19 protein-coding genes are annotated in these 19,369 nt (G+C 63.2%); 16 read left to right on the top strand and 3 right to left on the bottom strand.

Going from position 1 to position 19,369, the window contains the following annotated elements; translation table 11 throughout:
* On the top strand, positions 1 to 733 hold a 733-nt coding region (locus tag CWS72_RS23295), incomplete at its 5' end, for a TonB family protein (RefSeq protein ID WP_206747707.1).
* Positions 734 to 832: 99 nt separating this feature from the next.
* Here CWS72_RS23295 and CWS72_RS23305 read toward each other — a convergent pair.
* Positions 833 to 1,135 (bottom strand): hypothetical protein, encoded by a 303-nt coding sequence (locus CWS72_RS23305; RefSeq protein ID WP_146002846.1) that lies wholly within the window; start codon positions 1,133 to 1,135, stop codon positions 833 to 835.
* Positions 1,136 to 1,383: 248 nt separating this feature from the next.
* On the opposite strand from CWS72_RS23305, the gene CWS72_RS23310 reads away from it, so the two are divergent.
* The 5 genes from CWS72_RS23310 to CWS72_RS23330 all read left to right on the top strand — a co-directional run bounded on the left by CWS72_RS23310 (position 1,384) and on the right by CWS72_RS23330 (position 7,711).
* Positions 1,384 to 2,472, top strand: coding sequence for an ABC transporter substrate-binding protein (locus tag CWS72_RS23310; protein WP_199175924.1), 1,089 nt, complete (start codon positions 1,384 to 1,386; stop codon positions 2,470 to 2,472).
* 62 nt (positions 2,473 to 2,534) lie between these two features.
* The gene (locus tag CWS72_RS23315) at positions 2,535 to 3,368 is read left to right on the top strand and encodes an ABC transporter permease (protein WP_101253060.1); all 834 of its coding nucleotides are present in this window, start codon (positions 2,535 to 2,537) and stop codon (positions 3,366 to 3,368) included.
* 39 nt (positions 3,369 to 3,407) lie between these two features.
* Positions 3,408 to 4,178: an ABC transporter ATP-binding protein gene (locus CWS72_RS23320; RefSeq protein ID WP_101253061.1), complete on the top strand. Its 771-nt coding sequence runs from the start codon at positions 3,408 to 3,410 to the stop codon at positions 4,176 to 4,178.
* A gap of 75 nt (positions 4,179 to 4,253) precedes the next feature.
* Positions 4,254 to 6,737, top strand: a complete 2,484-nt coding sequence (locus CWS72_RS23325) for a glycyl radical protein (protein WP_101253062.1) — start codon at positions 4,254 to 4,256, stop codon at positions 6,735 to 6,737.
* 68 nt (positions 6,738 to 6,805) lie between these two features.
* Positions 6,806 to 7,711, top strand: coding sequence for a glycyl-radical enzyme activating protein (locus CWS72_RS23330; protein ID WP_101253063.1), 906 nt, complete (start codon positions 6,806 to 6,808; stop codon positions 7,709 to 7,711).
* A gap of 9 nt (positions 7,712 to 7,720) precedes the next feature.
* On the opposite strand, the gene CWS72_RS23335 is transcribed toward CWS72_RS23330, so the two are convergent.
* Positions 7,721 to 8,599: a 4Fe-4S dicluster domain-containing protein gene (locus CWS72_RS23335; protein WP_101253111.1), complete on the bottom strand. Its 879-nt coding sequence runs from the start codon at positions 8,597 to 8,599 to the stop codon at positions 7,721 to 7,723.
* A 303-nt stretch (positions 8,600 to 8,902) separates the two neighbouring features.
* Between CWS72_RS23335 and CWS72_RS23340 the strand changes: the two genes are divergently transcribed.
* The 10 genes from CWS72_RS23340 to qhpR all read left to right on the top strand — a co-directional run bounded on the left by CWS72_RS23340 (position 8,903) and on the right by qhpR (position 18,569).
* On the top strand, positions 8,903 to 9,772 hold the full coding sequence (locus CWS72_RS23340; RefSeq protein ID WP_101253064.1) for an ADP-polyphosphate phosphotransferase: 870 nt from the start codon (positions 8,903 to 8,905) through the stop codon (positions 9,770 to 9,772).
* 156 nt (positions 9,773 to 9,928) lie between these two features.
* Complete coding sequence (locus tag CWS72_RS23345; protein WP_241911867.1) at positions 9,929 to 11,239, top strand: anion transporter; 1,311 nt, start codon at positions 9,929 to 9,931, stop codon at positions 11,237 to 11,239.
* 55 nt (positions 11,240 to 11,294) lie between these two features.
* The gene (locus tag CWS72_RS28160) at positions 11,295 to 11,558 is read left to right on the top strand and encodes a hypothetical protein (protein ID WP_199175925.1); all 264 of its coding nucleotides are present in this window, start codon (positions 11,295 to 11,297) and stop codon (positions 11,556 to 11,558) included.
* Between the two features lie 73 nt (positions 11,559 to 11,631).
* The gene (locus tag CWS72_RS28165; RefSeq protein ID WP_199175926.1) at positions 11,632 to 11,832 is read left to right on the top strand and encodes a hypothetical protein; all 201 of its coding nucleotides are present in this window, start codon (positions 11,632 to 11,634) and stop codon (positions 11,830 to 11,832) included.
* Positions 11,833 to 12,051: 219 nt separating this feature from the next.
* Positions 12,052 to 12,456 (top strand): DUF3775 domain-containing protein, encoded by a 405-nt coding sequence (locus CWS72_RS23355; protein ID WP_101253065.1) that lies wholly within the window; start codon positions 12,052 to 12,054, stop codon positions 12,454 to 12,456.
* Positions 12,457 to 12,576: 120 nt separating this feature from the next.
* Positions 12,577 to 13,668: an alkene reductase gene (locus CWS72_RS23360; protein WP_101253113.1), complete on the top strand. Its 1,092-nt coding sequence runs from the start codon at positions 12,577 to 12,579 to the stop codon at positions 13,666 to 13,668.
* Positions 13,669 to 13,777: 109 nt separating this feature from the next.
* Positions 13,778 to 15,169, top strand: a complete 1,392-nt coding sequence (locus CWS72_RS23365; protein WP_101253066.1) for an ethanolamine ammonia-lyase subunit EutB — start codon at positions 13,778 to 13,780, stop codon at positions 15,167 to 15,169.
* Positions 15,170 to 15,171: 2 nt separating this feature from the next.
* Positions 15,172 to 15,945: an ethanolamine ammonia-lyase subunit EutC gene (gene eutC / locus CWS72_RS23370; protein ID WP_101253067.1), complete on the top strand. Its 774-nt coding sequence runs from the start codon at positions 15,172 to 15,174 to the stop codon at positions 15,943 to 15,945.
* 87 nt (positions 15,946 to 16,032) lie between these two features.
* A complete protein-coding gene (gene eat / locus CWS72_RS23375) occupies positions 16,033 to 17,442 on the top strand; it encodes an ethanolamine permease (protein ID WP_101253068.1) in 1,410 nt (469 codons plus the stop codon).
* 101 nt (positions 17,443 to 17,543) lie between these two features.
* Positions 17,544 to 18,569 (top strand): AraC-like transcriptional regulator QhpR, encoded by a 1,026-nt coding sequence (qhpR, locus tag CWS72_RS23380; protein ID WP_101253069.1) that lies wholly within the window; start codon positions 17,544 to 17,546, stop codon positions 18,567 to 18,569.
* Here qhpR and CWS72_RS23385 read toward each other — a convergent pair whose 3' ends face one another.
* Positions 18,570 to 19,292, bottom strand: a complete 723-nt coding sequence (locus tag CWS72_RS23385) for an SDR family NAD(P)-dependent oxidoreductase (RefSeq protein WP_199175929.1) — start codon at positions 19,290 to 19,292, stop codon at positions 18,570 to 18,572.
* Positions 19,293 to 19,369: the final 77 nt, after the last annotated feature.

Below are 19,369 nucleotides of genomic sequence, written 5' to 3' on the forward strand. Positions count from 1 at the left end.
CCGGAATGACCGTGTCCTTCTGATGACGGAAACAACGGGCATTTCGCTCGCCAGCCCCCCGGGGAAACCTCGCTTCCCCGGGGTAGTGCCTGGAATCGCCCTGTCCTTCGGCCTGCATGCGGCGGTCCTGGGATGGTGCCTCCAGGCCACCTCCCCGGGCACGGACGAGAGCGTCCTTCCGGCCGGCGCAGTTCTCGCGGTGGCGCTCGTCGCGCCACCGCCGCCGGAGGAGCCGGAACGCGAATCGACGACGCCCGCGCGCCCGCCGGCCAGCGATGCCGGCACCGCGACACGGCGAAAAAAAATCCCACCGCCCGCGAAGACGGCGCTTGCCGTCCCCACCCCACTTATCGACGGAAAGGATGACGGGACGACGGCGATGGAAGCGACACCCTCGTCCGCCGACGGCCCCAGCGCCCCGACGCCGCCGGGCGGCGCCCCCGAGGGCAAGACGCCGTCAGCGGACGAGGACAGCCTCCGCCTTTATGGCGAGACCATCCGCACCCTGATCCTGGCTCACCGGCCCGGACACGCCCGTTCACGGGGAACCGTGGAATTGAGATTTACCATTTTCGCGGACGGACGGCTCGACAGCGCCGCAATCGCAGCATCCAGCGGATCCGACACCCTCGATCAGTCGGCGCTGGCCGCCTTGCGGGCGGCGGCCCCCTTTCCGCCTTGCCCGGACGCGGCCGGACCGCTCACCTTTTCGCTGCCGTTCCAGTTCCGCTGAACGAGCGGAGCGCTCACCACGCCGGAAGGATCGCTCCCTTGAACCGGCTTTCCAGGAAGTCGGCCACCTCTTTCGATTGATAGGCGGCAACCAGCGTCGTCACTTCCCGGCGCCTTTCGGATCGGCGGGCACCGGAGCCCCGTCGACCAGCCCATAGGCCGCGCCGAGGCGGGCCGTACAATCCTTTTGCGCCGCCCCTTGGATGGGACCGCAGGTCTTCATCCAGTCGTCGGAATAATTTCCCGAGACCGCCGGCTTCTGTTCGGCGCGATCGGACTGAACGGCGGAGGGCTGCGGCTGACCGGCCTGGTTTTTCGATGACGGCCTGGTGAGGACGAAATAAGCCGCAACGATTACCAGCAAGCCGACAATCAGCGCCCACAGGCGCGCTCTCGTACTCATCGTCTTCTCACCCCTCGCTTTCGGCCGCACCTCCGGCCCGCCCCCTTGATAAACGCCGAACAGAGGAAACTCAACAAGGGGAACGGCCTGGCCCGGAACGCAGTCATTTAAACATATAAAAAGTGTTATTAAATTTCATAGCCACACCAGTTTTGTTGATATTGCATATTGTATATAAAACTAGTAGATAAGTTATGAGTTGTTTCCGGGCGCCAGGGCGGCCGGGATTCGCAAAAGAAGGGGCAAGGATGAACATTCGATCCATTGGATGGCGGTATCGCCCCGCCATGTTGGCGGCGGCGATGATGATGGCGGGAATCAGCGCCGGCGGCCAACCGGTCGGGGCGGCCGAAGCGGTCCTGCCCTCCATCAATCTGCAATTGTCGCCATGGACGGTAATCGCCCAGGAAAAGGGCATCTTCAAGGAAGAATTCGATAAGGTCGGCACCAAACAGGTCACCCTCATCGCCTCCGGCGCGGCCGAGCTTCTTGGGGCCGAGGCGGCGGCGGTCGGCGGCGGCGCCATCGCCATCGCCCAGCGCATGATCTATCCGGCGACCATCCACAGGGCCAACGGGCTGGACGGCGTCCTGATCTGGGTGTCGGAACCGTCGAACCGCTACCGGACACCGATCCTGACCCGCGTCGACAACGCGTCGGTCAATTCGGCCAAGGATCTGGACGGCAAGAAATTCGGCTCAAGCCGCATCAGTTGCTACTGGTCGGCGCCGTTCGAGATCCTCGATAAAGCCGGCTTGCCGCTTGACACCCGCAACCGCCAGGGCCGCGTCCGCTACGAATCGATCGACAATCCCACCGTGGCGATTTCCGCCGTCCTCTCCGGCGCCACCGACGCCACCGCCGCCCATCTGGCCGCCGGACATTTCACCGGCGCCTGGCTGTCGGGCAAGCTGAAGGTCGTGGCCAGGCCCGGAGACGACAGCGTCTACGTCAACCATGCGGGACGGGTCACCTATTTCGCCCGCCGCGATTTCGCCGAAAAATATCCCGAGGTGGTGAAAGCCTTCCTGCTCGCCCGCGAACGCACCCGCGAATGGGCGCTGGATCATGTCGATGAAGCCGCCGAGATCGTCGCCAAGGGCACCCGCGTGCCGCTGGAGGTCGCCAAGTTCCAGATCACCCATGCCGGCGAGTGGGAATTCATGGCCGGCGAAGCCAATGCCGGCCGCGCCCGGCAGAGCCTCAAGGCCTTCCAGGCCTGGTACATCGCCAACGGCGACGACATCCTGGTCGACCATAAGCTGAGCGACGAACAGATCGACGCCTTCGTCGACGAGAAGTTCTTCAACGGCGGAAAATACTCGATCTACAACTGACAACGATATCGGGCGACGGCTTTTCGCGAAGCCGCCGCCCGATTTTTTCGGACACGAGGGCCATGAACAGCATCAGCACCGCCATCGAAGTCGCCGAGACGCCGGTCATTCTCGCCCCGCGCAGATCATGGCGCTTCCCGAAAACCGCCAATTTGATCGGCCTCATCCTGCCCCTGGCCATTTTCGCCCTCTGGCAGACCGCGGCGACATTCGCCTGGATCGAACCGGTTTTCCTGCCCGCTCCGGCCAAGGTCGCCAGGGCCTTCTGGCAGATGCTGACCAAGCAGGATCTGGCGTTCGATTTCCTGGCCAGCGTCACCATCGTCGGGCAATCCCTGCTTTACGGCGGACTGGCGGGCGTCGGCCTGGGAATCGCGGCCGGACTTTCCGGCCGGGTGGAACGATTCTTCGGACCGACACTGGACACCATCCGCCACATTCCGGGGATCGCCTGGCTGCCTCTGATCGTGCTGTGGCTGGGCATCGGGGCGCCGGCCAAGATCCTGGTCATCAGCAAATCGGTGTTCTTCCCGATCTTCCTCAATACGCTGCAGGGCATCCGCAACGTCGAGAAGCATCACATCGAACTGGCGAAGGTGCTGACCCTGACCCGCTGGCAAATGGTCCGCAAGGTCATCCTTCCCTCCGCCCTGCCCAATATTCTGGTGTCCCTGCGCTATGCCGCCGGGCTCGCCTGGGCCCTGGTCGTCGTCGCCGAGGGCTTGAGCGGCATGCAGGGCCTGGGCTTCCTGATCTTCCGCGCCCAGGGATTGCTGCTGACCGACCAGCTCATGGTCTGCATGGTCGTCATCGGCCTGGTCGGCTTCGGCATCGATCGCCTGATGTTCGCCATTCAGCGCGGGCTCCTTCGCTGGAAACAAGGCTACGAAGGCTAGCCGCCCTGTCTCGCGAAACGCCCAAAAGGAACCCTGATCATGGCCGAAAAACTGGAAATTCAATCCGTCAGCAAGCATTACTCGATCGGGCAAAACCGGCTCGATGTTCTTTCCAACATCAATATCAACGTCGAATCCGGACATTTTCTCAGCATCGTCGGACCTTCGGGCTGCGGGAAATCCACCCTGCTCCGCCTCATCGTCGGCCTGGATGACCAATATGACGGTTCGATCCTGCTGAACGGGACGCGGATCGGCGGCACCAGCCTGGCGCGCGGCATCGTGTTCCAGGACCACCGGCTGCTGCCCTGGCTGACCCTGGAGGGGAATATCGGCCTCAGCCTGGAAAATTCCGGTTGGAGCAGACAAGACAGGGCCCTGGCGGTCGAGAGCCACATCGAGCTGGTCGGACTGACGGGGTTCGAGAAAAACTATCCCCACCAACTGTCGGGCGGCATGGCGCAACGCGCCGCCATCGCCCGCGCCCTGGTCGGCAAGCCGGAAATCCTGTTGCTGGACGAACCGCTGGGCGCGCTCGACGCCCTGACGCGGCTACGCCTCCAAGATGAACTGCTGCGTATCTGGCGCGCCCAGGCGACGACCATGATCCTGGTCACCCACGACGTCGACGAGGCGATCTTCCTGTCCAACGAAATTCTGGTCATGAGCGCCAAGCCGGGCCGTATCGCCAGCAGGATCGCCGTCGATCTCGACTATCCCAGGGATCGCGCCAGTCACGAATTCGCCGATCTGAAGCGCCGGGTCCTGTCCGATATGGACTTTTCCTCCAACCGCTCCGAAGCGGCCTGATCGTTTCCGGACGCCGGCCCTCAAGACGAGGGGCCGGCCCCATGCCCCCTCGAACCAGGGATTTCAAGTCAAGCCATGGCTACAACACTCGCACAGACCTCTCCCCAGCCCCCCTTCCCGACCGCGCGGGCGGCCTCCCCTTTCGCCGACGACGGGGGACTGACGCGCGAAACCCAACGACGGCGTTGCGAAGAGGCGGCGGCGAAAATCAAGGAGTTCCTGCTCGACGCCCCGCAGACCGTCGACACCGAACGATTGCCCATTCTGCTGGAAACCTACCGGACCCAGGCCCACGAACCCATCGTGGTACTGCGGGCCAAGCTCTTCGAGACCCTGCTGCGCAGGAAGACGCTGTTCATCGACGACAATCCGCTGGTCGGCACGGTGACCAGCCGTCCGGCCGGCGTCTACGTCTTCCCGGAATGGGGCGCCGAATGGATCCTGAAGGAACTGGACCAGCCGATGCAAAGCCATCTCGGCCATGTCGGCATCACCGGTGAGGAAAAGGCCCTGATGCAGGAAGCCGCCCGCTTCTTCGAGGAACGGAGCGCCGAGGCCAAGGCCCGCGCCCTGTCCCGGCAGTTGAACGGCTTCGATCCGGCGGAAGCGGTGGCGGCGGGCCTCTTCACCGAAACCGCCCCCTACACCATCGGCGCCGGCAACGTCGATTACGAAACCTTCATCGGCAAGGGCCTGGGCGCCATCATCGGAGAGACCGAGGAACGGCTCAAGGCCGTCCCGGTAACCGCCGAAAACAGCGCCAAAATAGACTTCTACCGCGCCGCGCTCATCTCGCTGCGCGCCCTGATCCACCTGGCCCACCGCTATGCCGATCTGGCGACGACACTGGCGGGGGAAACCAGCGATCCGGTGCGCCATGCCGAGCTTCTGGAAATCGCCGAAGTGTGCCGCCACGTTCCGGAAAACCCGCCCCGGACATTCCGGGAAGCCGTGCAATCCTGGTGGTTCCTGCATCTCGGCATCCAGATCGAACAAAGCGGCTGCGGCTCCTCCCCGGGTCGGCTGGGACAATATCTGGAACCCTATTACCAGGCCGACAAGGCGGCCAACGGCCTGACGGCGGAAGACGCGGTCGGCTGGTTCAAATGCCTGTTCGTGAAGATCCTGGAATATGGCTACTACCAGGGACTGATCAACGCCCGGCAGGTTTCGGGGCATACCGGCCACACGATCAATCTCGGCGGCCTGGACGCGGACGGTCGCGACGCCACGGGCGAGTTGGATTATCTGCTGCTGGATACGCAGATCGCGATGCACAACATCCAGCCGACCATCACGATCCTTTATCATGACGGCCTCAAGGAGGATTTCCTCCTGAAAGCCGTCGACCTGGAGCGCACCGGCCTCGGCCAGCCGCAATGGCTGAACAACCGCATCGTCATGGAACGTCTGCTGGTGCGGCATGCCAAAAACGGCATCACGCTAAAGGACGCGCGGAACTGCATCAACATGAGTTGCGTCGGCACCGGAGTGGCCGGAAAAACCGCCTTCCTGCATGAAAACGGTACCTTCAATCTGGCCAAATGCCTGGAACTGGCCCTGAACGACGGACGCGATCCCGGAACCGGCCACCTGGTCGGAGCCCGCACCGGGAATCCGCGCGACTTCACCGACTTCGAGCAGGTTTTCGCCGCCTACTCCGCCCAGGTCGGTCACCTGTTCGCCACCATCCGGCCCTATGGATCGCTGTCCAACAAGGCGCTGGGCGAAACCGTGCCGCCGGCCTTCCGTTCCGCCATGTATGGCGGATGCCTTGAACGCGGCCGGCACGTCTTCGACGGCGCCACCGATTATTACCTCTACTTCGTCATCAGCACGGCCGGCATCGACGTGGCCAATTCCCTGTCCACCATCCGCCACCTCGTATTCGAGAAAAAGGCCGTGACCATGGCGCGCCTCCTCGACGCGCTGGCCGCCGATTTCGCGGGCTATGAGGACGTCCTGGCCTTATGCCTGAAGGCACCGAAGCATGGCAACGGCGAGGCCGCGACCGATGCCCTGGTCCGCCGGGTCTACGACGACTCCATGGAGCGGTTCCGCGCCGTGGACGAGAAGTTCTACGGCGACCACATCGCCAACATCGAGGCCTATTCGCTGTCCATTCACAACTACTTCGGCCTGCTGACCGGCGCCTTGCCCAACGGCCACCGGCGGGGTTCCCCGCTCACGGACGGCAGCGTATCGGCCACTCCCGGCACCGACAGGGCCGGTCCGCTGGCCCTGGTCGCCTCGGCGGCGCAAGGGCTGGACACGGTCCAATTCGGTTCCAACCACTTCAATATGAAGTTCCACCCTTCCGCGCTGAGCGGTATCGGGGGGGCCCGCAAACTGCTGTCGCTGATCAAGACCTACATGGACCAGAACGGCTCGCACATTCAGTTCAACATCGTCTCGTCGGACACGCTGCGCGATGCCCAGGCCCATCCGGACGCCTACAAGGGCCTGACGGTGCGCGTCGCCGGTTTCAGCGCCTATTTCACCCGCCTGCACAAGGGCGTCCAGGACGAGATCATCGCCCGTACGGAATTGAACTTTTAGGAACGAAGGGGAAGCGACCGGGGCGCGGGAACGGTTTCCCCGCGCCCCTCGCGTTTTCAAGGCCCATCATGGACGACACACGCGGCGTCATCTTCGACATCCAGCATTTCAGCCTGCATGACGGGCCGGGAGTGCGCTCCACCGTCTTTTTCAAAGGCTGCCCCCTCTCTTGCCTTTGGTGCGCCAATCCGGAATCGCAGCGACACAAGGCCGAGTTGCTGTATTTCACGTCGCTTTGCACCCGCTGCGGCCACTGCGTCGAACAATGCCCGCAAGATGCCCTCGTCCTGGACGGGACCGGTATCCGGCTGGATCGCCGGCGTTGCGTCGGTTGCGGCGCCTGCGTGGACCTTTGCCCCCAAAACGCCCGTACTTTATCGGGCAAGACGATGACGGTCTCCGAGATCGCCGAGGAAGTCCGCCAGCATTGGCGGATCTTCATGCAAAGCGGCGGCGGCGTCACCTTCGGAGGCGGCGAAGTCCTGGCCCAACCGGCCTTCCTCGGCGCCTTGCTGCGGCATCTGCATGACGAGGTCGGGTTCCACACCTGCATCGATACCAGCGGCTATGCGCCATGGCCGACGCTGGAAGCCCTGTTGCCCCACATCGACCTGATTCTGCTGGACCTGAAACATATGGACGGTGCCCTGCATGCCGGAGCGACGGGCAAACCCAACGACTGGATCCTTCACAATGCCCGGACATTGGGCCGGCGGGGCTTTCCGGTGGTGGTGCGCCTACCCCTGATTCCCGATTTCAACGACACCGAGAGCAATCTCGACGCGCTCGGCACCTTCATGAACGAAGCCGGCCTGCCGTCGATCGAGGTTCTGCCCTACCATGATTTCGGCGTCTCGAAATACGAGGCGCTGGGCAAAAGCTATCAAATCCACTCGACCAGCAAGCCGCGCCTGGATCGGGCGAAGGACATCCTGAACCGCTATGGCCTCGACGTCTCGGTGAGCCGGGAGTAGCGGGAGTCCTCAGGAAATCCGATCGCCGCCCGAACCATGGCGGCGCATATGCACCAGCCGCCGGAAACGCGGATCGTCGGGATTTTTCTCCAGGGCCGGCTTCTCATCGCGATAGGGTTTGACGCTGACGCTGTCGAACAGCTTGCGATCGGCGCCGACCGGGCAGACCTTGACGCAGACGCCACAGGGCCAGCGGGTTTCCGTTTTCAGTTCGATGTGATGGCGGGTGCAGGCGTCCTTGTCCAGATCGCCCAGGATTTCCCCCTTCCTGGCCTTGATGGCGTTGACCGGACACAATCTCGCGCAGAGACCGCATCCGTTGCAGACCTGCGTCAGCTCGGCATCCCCGTCCATATCGACGCCCAGAAATACCGAATTCAGCCGGATCCTGGGCCCCCATTGCGGGGTGAGCAGATTGTGCGACATACCGACGGAACCGAGCCCCGCATATTTGGCGGCGTAGGTATGGCTGAACGACCCGAATGGATTTTTCAGCAACACCTCCAGGCTGCCATAGCCGTCACGCGGCAGGCAAATCGCCGGAATGCCCTGCTCGACCAGCCAAACCGACAGACGATAGCTGATCTCGTCCAGAAGCCGGTTCGAGGTATCGTACATTTCCTGATAGTTGATCGACGGCGTCGATTCGATGATCGGCAACAGCATCGGCACGCCGAAGGACACCACCGCCCGCGCCTGCGGCCAGAGATCCTGCGGGCGGTACCCTTCGGGAACCTCGCCATGCGCCGCCCACCGATCGACCGGCGCGAAACCGACGATCGAGGCGCCGAGCCGGCGCGCTTCGGCGGTGATGGCGGTTCTCAGGACCGCCGCCTCTTTCGTTTCCGCCCTTTCGTCCGACGCCGATCGCGTCAACTGGATATTCATGAATTCCACGTCCCTGAGCCAAGCCACCTTTGGCTTGGCTCAAAAATATGTCCATCCAGTTTATAGATAAAGATAATTAAGGCCGATATTTTGAAAATCCCCCTTACCAACCAGGACGCGATGCCGCTCCACCAACGATGCGCCGATGTTCGATTTCTTCCCGCATAAGGCCGGCGTAAGATCGAACGGTTTGGGTAGTTTCCGAACCTGTCGCCATCGCCCGACCGATTCTAAAATTCAGACGACGATCGACGGAGAAGCCCGAAGGCCCTCCACGAAGGACGAAACCGCTGAAAGTGTCCGATGAAGATCAATTCACGCGATTATCAGGTGCGAGAGGGAGACGGGGTCTCTCTCAAAAAATGGCCGACCAAAGGGGACCCCGCCTACGCGTCGAAGAAGCACTATCACGAAATGATGCACGAGCATGTCGCGCAACTCAGCGCGCGCCAGCAGCTTCTTTACGCCTCCAATGCCCATGCCGTTCTGCTGATCTTCCAGGCGATGGACGCGGCGGGAAAAGATGGCGCCATCAAGCATGTGATGTCGGGGGTCAACCCGCAAGGTTGCCAGGTTTTCAGCTTCAAGCATCCCAGTCCCGCCGAACTGCAACATGATTTCCTGTGGCGGACCACCCGTGTCCTGCCGGAACGAGGGCAAATCGGCATCTTCAACCGATCCTATTACGAAGAGGTCTTGATCGCCCGGGTCCATCCCGAGATTCTCCGCAGCGAAGGGCTCCCGGATTCCGTGCTCGATGAAACGACGGTCTGGCACGACCGCTACCGATCGATCCGGGATTTGGAAAAACACCTTGCGAGGAACGGAACCCGCATCATCAAGATCTTCCTTCACCTTTCGAAGGAAGAGCAGCGGAAGCGATTTCTCGAACGTATCGACGATCCCGACAAAAATTGGAAATTCAGCATCGCCGACATTGAGGAGCGGAAATTCTGGAAACAATATATGGCGGCCTATGAGGCCTGCCTGAGCGCGACCAGCACAGAAGACGCACCCTGGTACGTCGTTCCCGCCGACGACAAGAAAAATGCCCGGTTGATCGTTTCGCAAATCGTCCTCGACACGCTCGAAGATCTCAAAATGACCTATCCGGAAACAACCGCGGAGCGCCGGCAGGAATTGCTGACGATCCGAGCACAGTTGACGAAGTAAGACCCCGTAGATGTAAGGATCTATTGACGAATCGACGGGTCCTTGACGTCTTTTCATCGCGACGCTATCTAAACCCCAGGGATTTCGCCCGGTTTCATCGGTAAGATAACGTCCATGCGTCACCGGATATCCCTTCGAAGCCGCTGGCTGATTGCCGTGAGCATTCTGCTCGTCGCGTTCGTCATCGCCGTCGCCATCGCCAGCGCACTCGCCCCCACCCTGTTCCCCGGAGAAGAGCGGATGGGTGGGATGCGTCACGAGGTCGCCGCCTGCATCATCTTCGTCGGGAGCTATCTGGCACTCGCGATCGGCCGGATTCCCGGATTCTCCATCGATCGGGCCGGCATCGCCCTGGTCGGCGCGGGCCTGATGATCGCGTCGGGGGCATTATCCCTCGAGGAGGCCTACAAGGCCGTGGATCTCGACACCATCACCCTCCTTCTCGGCATGATGATCGTCGTCGCCAGCCTGCGCCTCTCCGGCTTCTTCGCCGCCGCCAGCGCCTGGATCGGCATGCATGCGGGGCGCCCGATGATCCTGCTCGGCGCCGTCGTCGCCATTTCCGGCGGCCTTTCCGCCTTCCTGGTCAACGATGCGGTCTGCCTGGTGCTGACGCCGCTGGTGCTGGAATTGACGCTCGCGCTGGGGCGGCGTCCGATGCCCTATCTGCTGGCCGTGGCAATGGCGTCGAATATCGGATCGACCGCGACGATCACCGGCAACCCGCAGAACATCATGATCGGCAGCTTCTCTCATATCCCTTACGGCAAATTCGTCCTGGCGCTGGGCCCCGTCGCGCTGGCCGGACTGATCATCACCGTGGCGCTGATCGCCGTCCTCCATCGCGCCGAATTCGCAGGCGTCGCGCGGCTGGACGCGCTTCGACAGAAGAACAGCGTCAATCGCGCGCTGGTCATCCGGGCACTGCTGGCGACGGTTATCCTGATCGCATCGTTCTTCTGCGGCGTGGTCCCGGCCAAAGCGGCGATCATCATCGGCGGCCTGCTGCTGCTGACCCGGCGCATGAAAAGCTGGCGGGTCTATGCGGAAATCGACTGGTCGCTGCTGCTGATGTTCTCGGGCCTTTTCATCATCGTCGCCGGCGCCGAACATGCGCTGCTCAGTCCCGAGGTCATTTCCGCCGCCGGCCGCCTTCAGCTCGATCGCATTCCCATTCTCAGCGCCGTGACGGCCGTGCTGTCCAATCTGCTCAGCAATGTGCCCGCCGTTCTGGTGATAAAGCCATTCGTCGATTCGCTGAAAGACCACGATACGGCATGGCTGGTGATCGCCATGTCCTCGACATTGGCGGGAAACTTCACCGTGCTGGGCTCGGTCGCCAATCTGATCGTCGTCCAGAGGGCGGCGGTTTCCGGGGTTACCATCGGCTTCTGGGATTACTTCAGGGTCGGCGCGCCGCTGACCGCCATCACCCTGATCCTTGGGACATGGTGGCTATGGCTTTGACCCTGCCGGGTTTCCGAACCTGTCTCACCCATCGCAACGGCGGGATCAATCGGGTATGAGCGGCACCGACGCACCGGAGGAGATCGCTCCCAAGGCCGCTTTCGTGGGCCTGTCCCTCGACGCCACCAACTTCTTGCTTGCCGATGTCCGCGGCGCGCTCGGACCTTATCTCAATGTCTTCCTGGTCACCCAGCAGCATTGGAGCCAGTCCGAAGTCGGATTGGTAACCAGCCTCGGCGGCATTCTGGCGCTGGCCGTCCAAACCCCCATCGGCGGCGCGATCGACGAAACCCGGGCTCGGACAACAGCGTCTGGCTGATCGGAGTCCAGTTGCTCGATGGCGTCGGTGCCGGAATTTTCGGCGTCCTCACCCCCTGGTGATCGCCGATATCATGCGTGGTACCGGCCGCTACAACCTGGCCCTGGGAGCCATCGCGACGATGGCGGGGATCGGCGCTTCGCTGAGTGGACTGGCGGCAGGACTCATTGTCGACCACTTCGGATATGACACGACCTTTCTTGTCCTGGCCGCCGTTGCCGCCACGGCTCTGACCGTCTTCGCTCTCGGGATGCCGGAAACCGCCGCACGATGATCCATCGATAGGTAATTTCCGAGTCTGCCGGGCGACAGCCTTGGTCGTTATTCTATGCAAAGCCGACGTTGAGACCACCGATTCGTCGCCATCCGGCGGCTGACGCCCATTCTCCCAGCCCCTCGGGACCCCAATGTCCGGTGAGAGAAATTCGGATAACGGCCGAGCGGGCCGACACCACAGCCGCCCCCACATCTTATTCTTCGGGACATACCGGATATGCTTGCCATTTCCCTTCAAAAGCTCGCTTTCATCATCGAAAAAGCGCGCGAATTCGATGCCGAAACTCCGGCGGATGCCGGGGACACCGACTCGAATCCGACCGACGATGGCGAAGGGGCGATCCTTCTGGATACGCCTGATAATTCGACCGCCGAGGAATTGCGCGATGCGATCGACGGCCTGAATACGGACGAACAGGAAGAACTTCTGGCCCTCATCTGGATCGGTCGCGGTGATTTCGACAAGGATGACTGGCAAATGGCGATAAGCCAGGCGCGACAACGCCGGACGGCGTCCGAAGCCGACTATCTGATCGGAACTCCGCTGCTTGCCGACTATCTCGAGGAAGCGGCATCCGCGCTCGGCCTGTCGCTTGAGGAGTTCGAAATGAACCGCGAATAGCCCGGAAGCCCGTTGATCAACAAAACACCCTTCAAGACTCCTTCAAGAACGGCAAGAACCCATATTGATCAAAGACGCATGATCGCCGAGGCCTCCAACCATTTCGGGACTCCCTGCACGATGAGCACATTATTCTCCCCCATCGCACTTGGGCCGCTGACGGCGGCGAACCGCATTTTCATGGCGCCACTGACGCGCTGCCGGGCCGACGCCCGACATGTTCCGACCGCCCTGATGGCCCAATATTATGCCCAGCGCGCCAGCGCGGGACTGATCGTCGCGGAAGCCACCATGGCGATCGAGGGCAACTCGGCCTTCTGGATGGAGCCGGGAATTTACTCCGCCGCCCAGGTGACCGCCTGGAAGACGGTGACCGATGCCGTTCATGCCGCCGGCGGACGAATATTCCTCCAGATCTGGCATGGGGGACGCGCCTGCCATCCGCTGCTCAACGACGGCGCGCAACCGGTTGCCCCCAGCCCGATCGCCATCGTCGGGGACGAGGTCCATACGCCGGAGGGGAAGAAACCCTATGTCATGCCCCGGGAACTTCGCGACGACGAATTGCCGGGCATTGTCGCTGGCTTCAAAAAGGCGGCGGAGAACGCGCTCGGCGCCGGCTTCGACGGGGTCGAGGTCCATGGCGCCAACGGTTATCTGTTGGATGAATTCTTGCGCAACGGCGCGAACAAGCGCGGCGGAGCTTATGGCGGCTCGCTCGAAAACCGGGCGCGCCTGATGTTCGAAGTGATCGAGGCCGCCATCGGCGTCTGGGGCGGCGGCCGGGTCGGTTTGCGGATTTCGCCGCTCAACAGCTTCAACAGCATGATCGACAGCGACCCGATCGGCCTTTCCACCTGGCTGGCCGAACGGCTCAATGATTTCAACCTCGCCTATCTGCATGCCATGCGCGGTGATTTCTTCAGTCAGCAGAAAGGCGATGTGATGACGCCCATCCGGGCGCATTACAAAGGGGTGCTCGTCGGCAACATGGGCTACACGCCGGAAGAGGCCGACAAAGCCGTCGCCGATGGAAAGCTGGACGCCGTCGCCTTTGGCAGCGGTTTTCTGGCGAATCCCGACCTCCCGGCAAGGATCAAGGCCGGCGCCAAACTCAATCCGGCCAATCCGGCGACATTCTATTCCCCCGGACCGGAAGGCTATACGGACTACCCCGTCCTGGCCGATCGCGTCTCGGGGAGTATTGCCTAATAAATAGGCGTAATATCACTACGCTCAAATTCTGTGCTGAAATGTCAAACGGGTTGACTCGCCGCCTTGCCATACTGCCGCTTCAATTTGACCGAAGCGGTATGAAGCAATGTCCCAGTTCGCGACCACTGCCGGCGGCGAGCGCCACGTCTTTCCCGATCTGAAGACGGTCCTGGCCTGTGCCTCGCCGCGCCGCTCGGGCGACGAGTTGGCGGGCATCGCCGCCGCAAGCGACGTGCGCCGGGTCGCCGCCCGGATGGTTCTGGCCGATCTTCCGCTGACCGTCTTTCTCGACCATCCCCTGGTGCCCTATGAGGAAGACGAGGTCACCCGGCTGATCGTCGATGGGCACGACGCCCGGGCCTTCGCGCCCGTCGCCCATATGACGGTCGGACAATTCCGCGACTGGCTGCTGTCCTATGCCGCCACGCCCGATGTCCTGACCGCCCTGGCCCCCGGCTTGACGCCGGAAATGGCGGCCGCCGTTTCCAAGCTGATGCGCAACATCGACCTCGTTACGGTGGCATCGAAATGCCGGGTGGTGACGGCCTTCCGCACCACCATCGGTCTGCCCGGATGCCTGTCGTCGCGCCTGCAGCCCAACCACCCCACGGACGATCCGTTGGGAATCGCCGCCTCCACCCTGGATGGCCTGCTGTTCGGCATCGGCGACGCCGTCATCGGCATCAATCCCGCCTCCGACAATCTGGACGCCTGCATGACCCTGATCCGGATGCAGGACGAGGTCCGGCGGCGTTTCGACATTCCGACGCAATCCTGCGTGCTCACCCACGTCACCAACACCATCGCGGCCATCGAACGGGGAGCGCCGGTGGACCTGGTCTTCCAGAGCATCGCCGGAACCGAGGCGGCCAACCGGGGCTTCGGCATCGATCTGGCGATCCTCGCCGAGGCCCGGCAGGCCGCCCTGGAATTGCGGCGCGGCACCGTCGGCGACAATGTCATGTATTTCGAGACCGGCCAGGGCAGCGCCCTGTCGGCCGACGCGCACCACGGCGTCGATCAGCAAACCATCGAGGCGCGGGCCTATGGCGTGGCGCGGGCTTTCGCCCCCCTGCTGGTCAACACGGTGGTCGGCTTCATCGGCCCCGAATATCTCTACGACGCCAAACAGATCACCCGGGCCGGGCTGGAGGATCACTTCTGCGGCAAGCTGCTCGGCGTGCCGATGGGCGTCGACGTCTGCTACACCAACCATGCCGAGGCCGACCAGGACGACATGGACGTCCTGATGACCCTGCTGGGCACCGCCGGCGTCAATTTCCTGATCGCCGTCCCCGGCGCGGACGACGTGATGCTGAACTATCAGAGTCTCGGCTATCACGATGTCCTGACATTGCGCCATCTGCTGGGGCGCCGCCCCGCTCCCGAATTCGAAGCCTGGCTGTCCCGAATGGGCATGCTCGACGAGACCGGGCGCCTGCCGCCCCAGGGGCCCCACGCCGGATCGGTGACCCGTCTACTGGGAAATGGAGCCTGATCATGGCCGACGAAGCGATCCCCTTCGATCCGTTCGCCCGCTTCCGCCTGGCCACCCGTGCCCGGATCGGCCTGGGACGGTCGGGTGACGCCCTGCCCAGCCGGCACCTCCTCTCCTTTCAACTGGCGCATGCCCTGGCCCGCGATGCGGTGAACGGCTCCGTCGACTGGGACGGTCTGACGGCGGGTCTCCCGGATGGCGTGGAAACCGTGGCCGTGCACAGCGCCGCCCCGGATCGTCAGACCTATCTGCGGCGTCCGGATCTGGGCCGACGCCTCGAAGCCGAAAGTCTGGGCCGGCTGTCCCATGCCGGCTGGGACCTCGCGCTGGTGGTCGCCGACGGTCTATCGGCGGCGGCCGTCCAAGCCTGGGCGCCGGCCACAGCCATCGAAATCCTGACCCGTCTCAAGGATTGGAAGGTGGCCCCCATCGTCCTCGCCCGACAAGCCCGCGTCGCCCTCGGCGACCATGTCGGGGAGCGTCTCGGGGCGCGCATGGTCGCGGTTTTGATCGGCGAACGCCCCGGACTTTCCGTGGCGGATTCCTTGGGGATCTACCTCACCTACGCGCCCCGGCCGGGATGCCGGGACGCCGAACGGAACTGCATTTCCAACATTCATGCCGACGGCCTGTCACCGGCCCAGGCGGCGGAAAAGCTGGTCTGGCTGGCCCGGGAGGGCATGCGGAGAAAACTCACCGGCGTCGGCCTGAAAGAGGAAACGCCATCGACTTCCATCGCCGGCAAAGAAGTCCCGGCCATACCGAACGACGCTTAGGAACCGGGAGGGAACGGAGGAACGCTTTCCGGTCTTGCGATCCCCGCCCCCTTCTCGTCGGTCCCTCGCACAGCAGAGGAAAAAAACATGTCAGACCATCACACGTCCGAACTCAAGCGAAGCCTGTCCGGCCTCCATCTGTGGGGCATCGCCGTGGGGCTGGTGATCTCCGGCGAATATTTCGGGTGGTCCTACGGCTGGTCGACCGCCGGAACGCTGGGTTTCCTGCTGACCACCATCCTCATCGCCGCGATGTACACCACCTTCATCTTCAGCTTCACCGAATTGACCACCGCCATTCCCCATGCGGGGGGGCCCTTCGCCTATTCCTACCGGGCATTCGGATCCTTCGGCGGCTTTGTCGCGGGATTCGCCACATTGGTCGAATTCGTCTTCGCGCCGCCGGCCATCGCCCTGGCGATCGGCGCCTATCTCAATGTGCAGTTCCCCGCGCTCGATCCCAAGCTGGCCGCCGTCGGCGCCTATGTGGTCTTCATGGGATTGAACATCGCAGGCGTCACCATCGCGGCCACTTTCGAGTTGTTCATCACCGTCCTGGCCATCATCGAACTGCTGGTGTTCATGGGGGTCGTCGCGCCCGGCTTCAGCTGGGACCACTTCACCGCCTTCGGCTGGTCCGGTTCGGCGGATTTCTCGACGGGCTCCTTGAGCGGCGTATTCGCGGCCATTCCCTTCGCCATCTGGTTCTTCCTGGCCATCGAAGGCGCCGCCATGGCCGCCGAGGAAACCAAAAACCCCTCCAAAACCGTTCCCATCGCCTATATCGCCGGCATCCTCACCCTGGTCGTCCTCGCCTTCGGCACCATGGTCATGGCGGGCGGAGCAGGCGACTGGCGGCAACTCTCCGACATCAACGATCCGCTGCCCCAGGCGATGAAGATGATCGTCGGCGAACAGTCCGGCTGGCTGCATATGCTGGTGTGGATCGGATTGTTCGGCCTGATAGCCTCGTTCCACGGCATCATCATGGGCTATTCCCGGCAGATCTTCGCCCTGGCCCGGGCGGGTTTCCTGCCGCGCGGCCTCGCCCGGGTCAACAGCCGGACGAAAACCCCCATCGCCGCCATCCTGGCCGGCGGGGTCGTTGGAATCGCCGCCATTTTTTCGGACAATCTGATCGTCATCGCCGGACAGCCGCTGACGGCGAACATCGTCACCATGTCGGTGTTCGGCGCCATCGTCATGTATATCATGTCCATGGCGGCACTGTTCACGCTGCGCCGGAGCGAACCGACCCTGGACCGGCCGTTCCGCGCCCCGTTCTATCCCGTCTTTCCCGGCATCGCCCTGGTCACCGCGCTGATCGCCCTCGGCACCATGATCTACTTCAATCTGCTGGTCTTCGCCGTGTTCTGCGGCCTGTTCATCCTGGGGTTCGCCTTCTACCGCCTGACCCCCGTCCTGCGGGAACAGGCCGAGGGGGATGAACTGCTCTCCATGGCGCCCGGCATGGACACGCCGCCTGCCGCCGAATAATCCGGACGCTCCCGGCACGGGTCTTGCGTGACGTAAAGACACGCGCCGGGATATGGAAAATGACGGAATTTTGTCTAACGAATGGGCAATCCGCGAGATCGATGCGCCCACGATTTGAGCAAAGAAACGTTCTCGCCGCCGCCGCCTCCGGGGTGTCCGATTTCATCTCGGGCCGGGGCGGCGACGCGGGCAAGGTGTTCGAACAGGCGGGCGTCAACGAGCGCTGCCTGGGCGACCCGTTCCTGGCGCTCGATCTTTCCGATTACTGCGCCATGATGGAAACCGCCGCCGCCGAGACCGGTGACGATAATTTCGGCCTATGGTTCGGCCAACAGTTCCAGCCGCGCAGCCTGGGACTGATCGGAGAAATCGCCCTCGCCGCGCCGACGCTGGGCGCCGCCCTCGATAATCTGGCCTCGCTTTTCCCTTATCATCAGCAAGCCACGGAAACCCGCTTCACCCAGGATGCGGACGGATTGCTGCATCTGGAATACCGGATTCTGGACGGGCGAATTCTCGAACGCCGTCAGGACGCGGAACTGACCATGGGAATGTTCGCCAACGTTTTCCGCTCCAGCCTGGGCCCGGGCTGGACGCCGGAGGAGGTCCATTTCGAACATCCCCGCCCCTTCGCCTGGCACGACCACCGCGACGCCTTCGACGCGCCGGTTTATTTCGGCCAGCGCACCAACGGACTGGTGTTTCGCAACCGCCACCTGGACCGGCGCATGCCCAAGGGCGATCTGGCGCGCCTGACCGATTTGCGCGCGCAACTGGTCGCCTTGGCCGGCAGTACCGGGGCGCCGCCCTTTCTCGAACGGGTCCGGGCGGAAATCCGCAGCCGGTTGCCGGAGGGTCCGCCGCATATCGAAGTCGTCGCCGGCAGCATGGGATTGGCGCGCTGGACGCTGCAGCGGCGCCTGGCCGACCAGGGCATCAGCTTTTCCCAACTGGTCGAAGAGGTCCGCCGCGCTCTCGCCGCCCACTATGTGCGCCAGCCCCATATCCCGCTTTCCGATCTGGCCAGCCAGCTTGGATATGCCGAACTTTCCGTGTTCAGCCGCGCCTTCGCCCGCTGGTTCGGCTGCGCGCCTTCGCGCGTCCGGACCGCCGGCGGGTGGCATTGATCAAAACGGCTCCTTGAAGGGGCGCAAATCCAACTCCTGGGTCCAGGCACTATTGGGCTGCCGGTGCAACGCCCAATAACTGTCGGCGATGGCGTCGGGCTCAAGCAGCCCGTCCTCGCCCTTGGCCCTGACAAAATCCGGGAACCGCGCCTCGGCATAGTCGCCGTGAATGACCCCGTCGATCACCACATGCGCCACATGAATTCCTTGCGGCCCGAATTCCCGCGCCAGACCTTGCGCCACGGCACGCAATGCCGCCTTGGCCGAAGCGAAAGCGACGAACGGCGGGCGGGCGCGAAGGGATGCCGTGGCGCCCGTGAACAGGACGGACCCCCGTCCGCGCGGCAACATGTGGCGAACGGCTTCCCGTCCGACCAGAAACCCGCCGAGAGCATTCTGTCGCCATAGCCTCTCGAAGACTTCGGCGGGCAAAGTCAGCAGGGGCTCCATGGCGTTGTTTCCGACATTATAGGCAACCAACTCCAGATCGCCGCCGACGGCTTCGAACAATCCCACCACATCGGATTCGCTGGTCGCATCCACCGTCCGGGCCTCGGCACGCCCCCCCTCGTCGCGGATGCCCCGGGCAACCTCTTCGATGCGCGCCGAGGTCCGCCCCGCGACGATCACTCTCAGCCCTTCCCCGGCGAAACGCCGCGCCAAGGCGGCCCCCAACCCCCGGCTTTCACCGACACCAACGACGACAGCCGTTCCCGCGCTCATCGATATGCCTCTCTGTCCACCATCGTCGGCCATCTTGCATGACGATGGCGGGGAACGTCGACCATCTCGCGATGGAA

It is taken from the genome of Telmatospirillum siberiense (genome assembly GCF_002845745.1).
Taxonomy (GTDB): Bacteria; Pseudomonadota; Alphaproteobacteria; order Rhodospirillales; family Magnetospirillaceae; genus Telmatospirillum; species Telmatospirillum siberiense.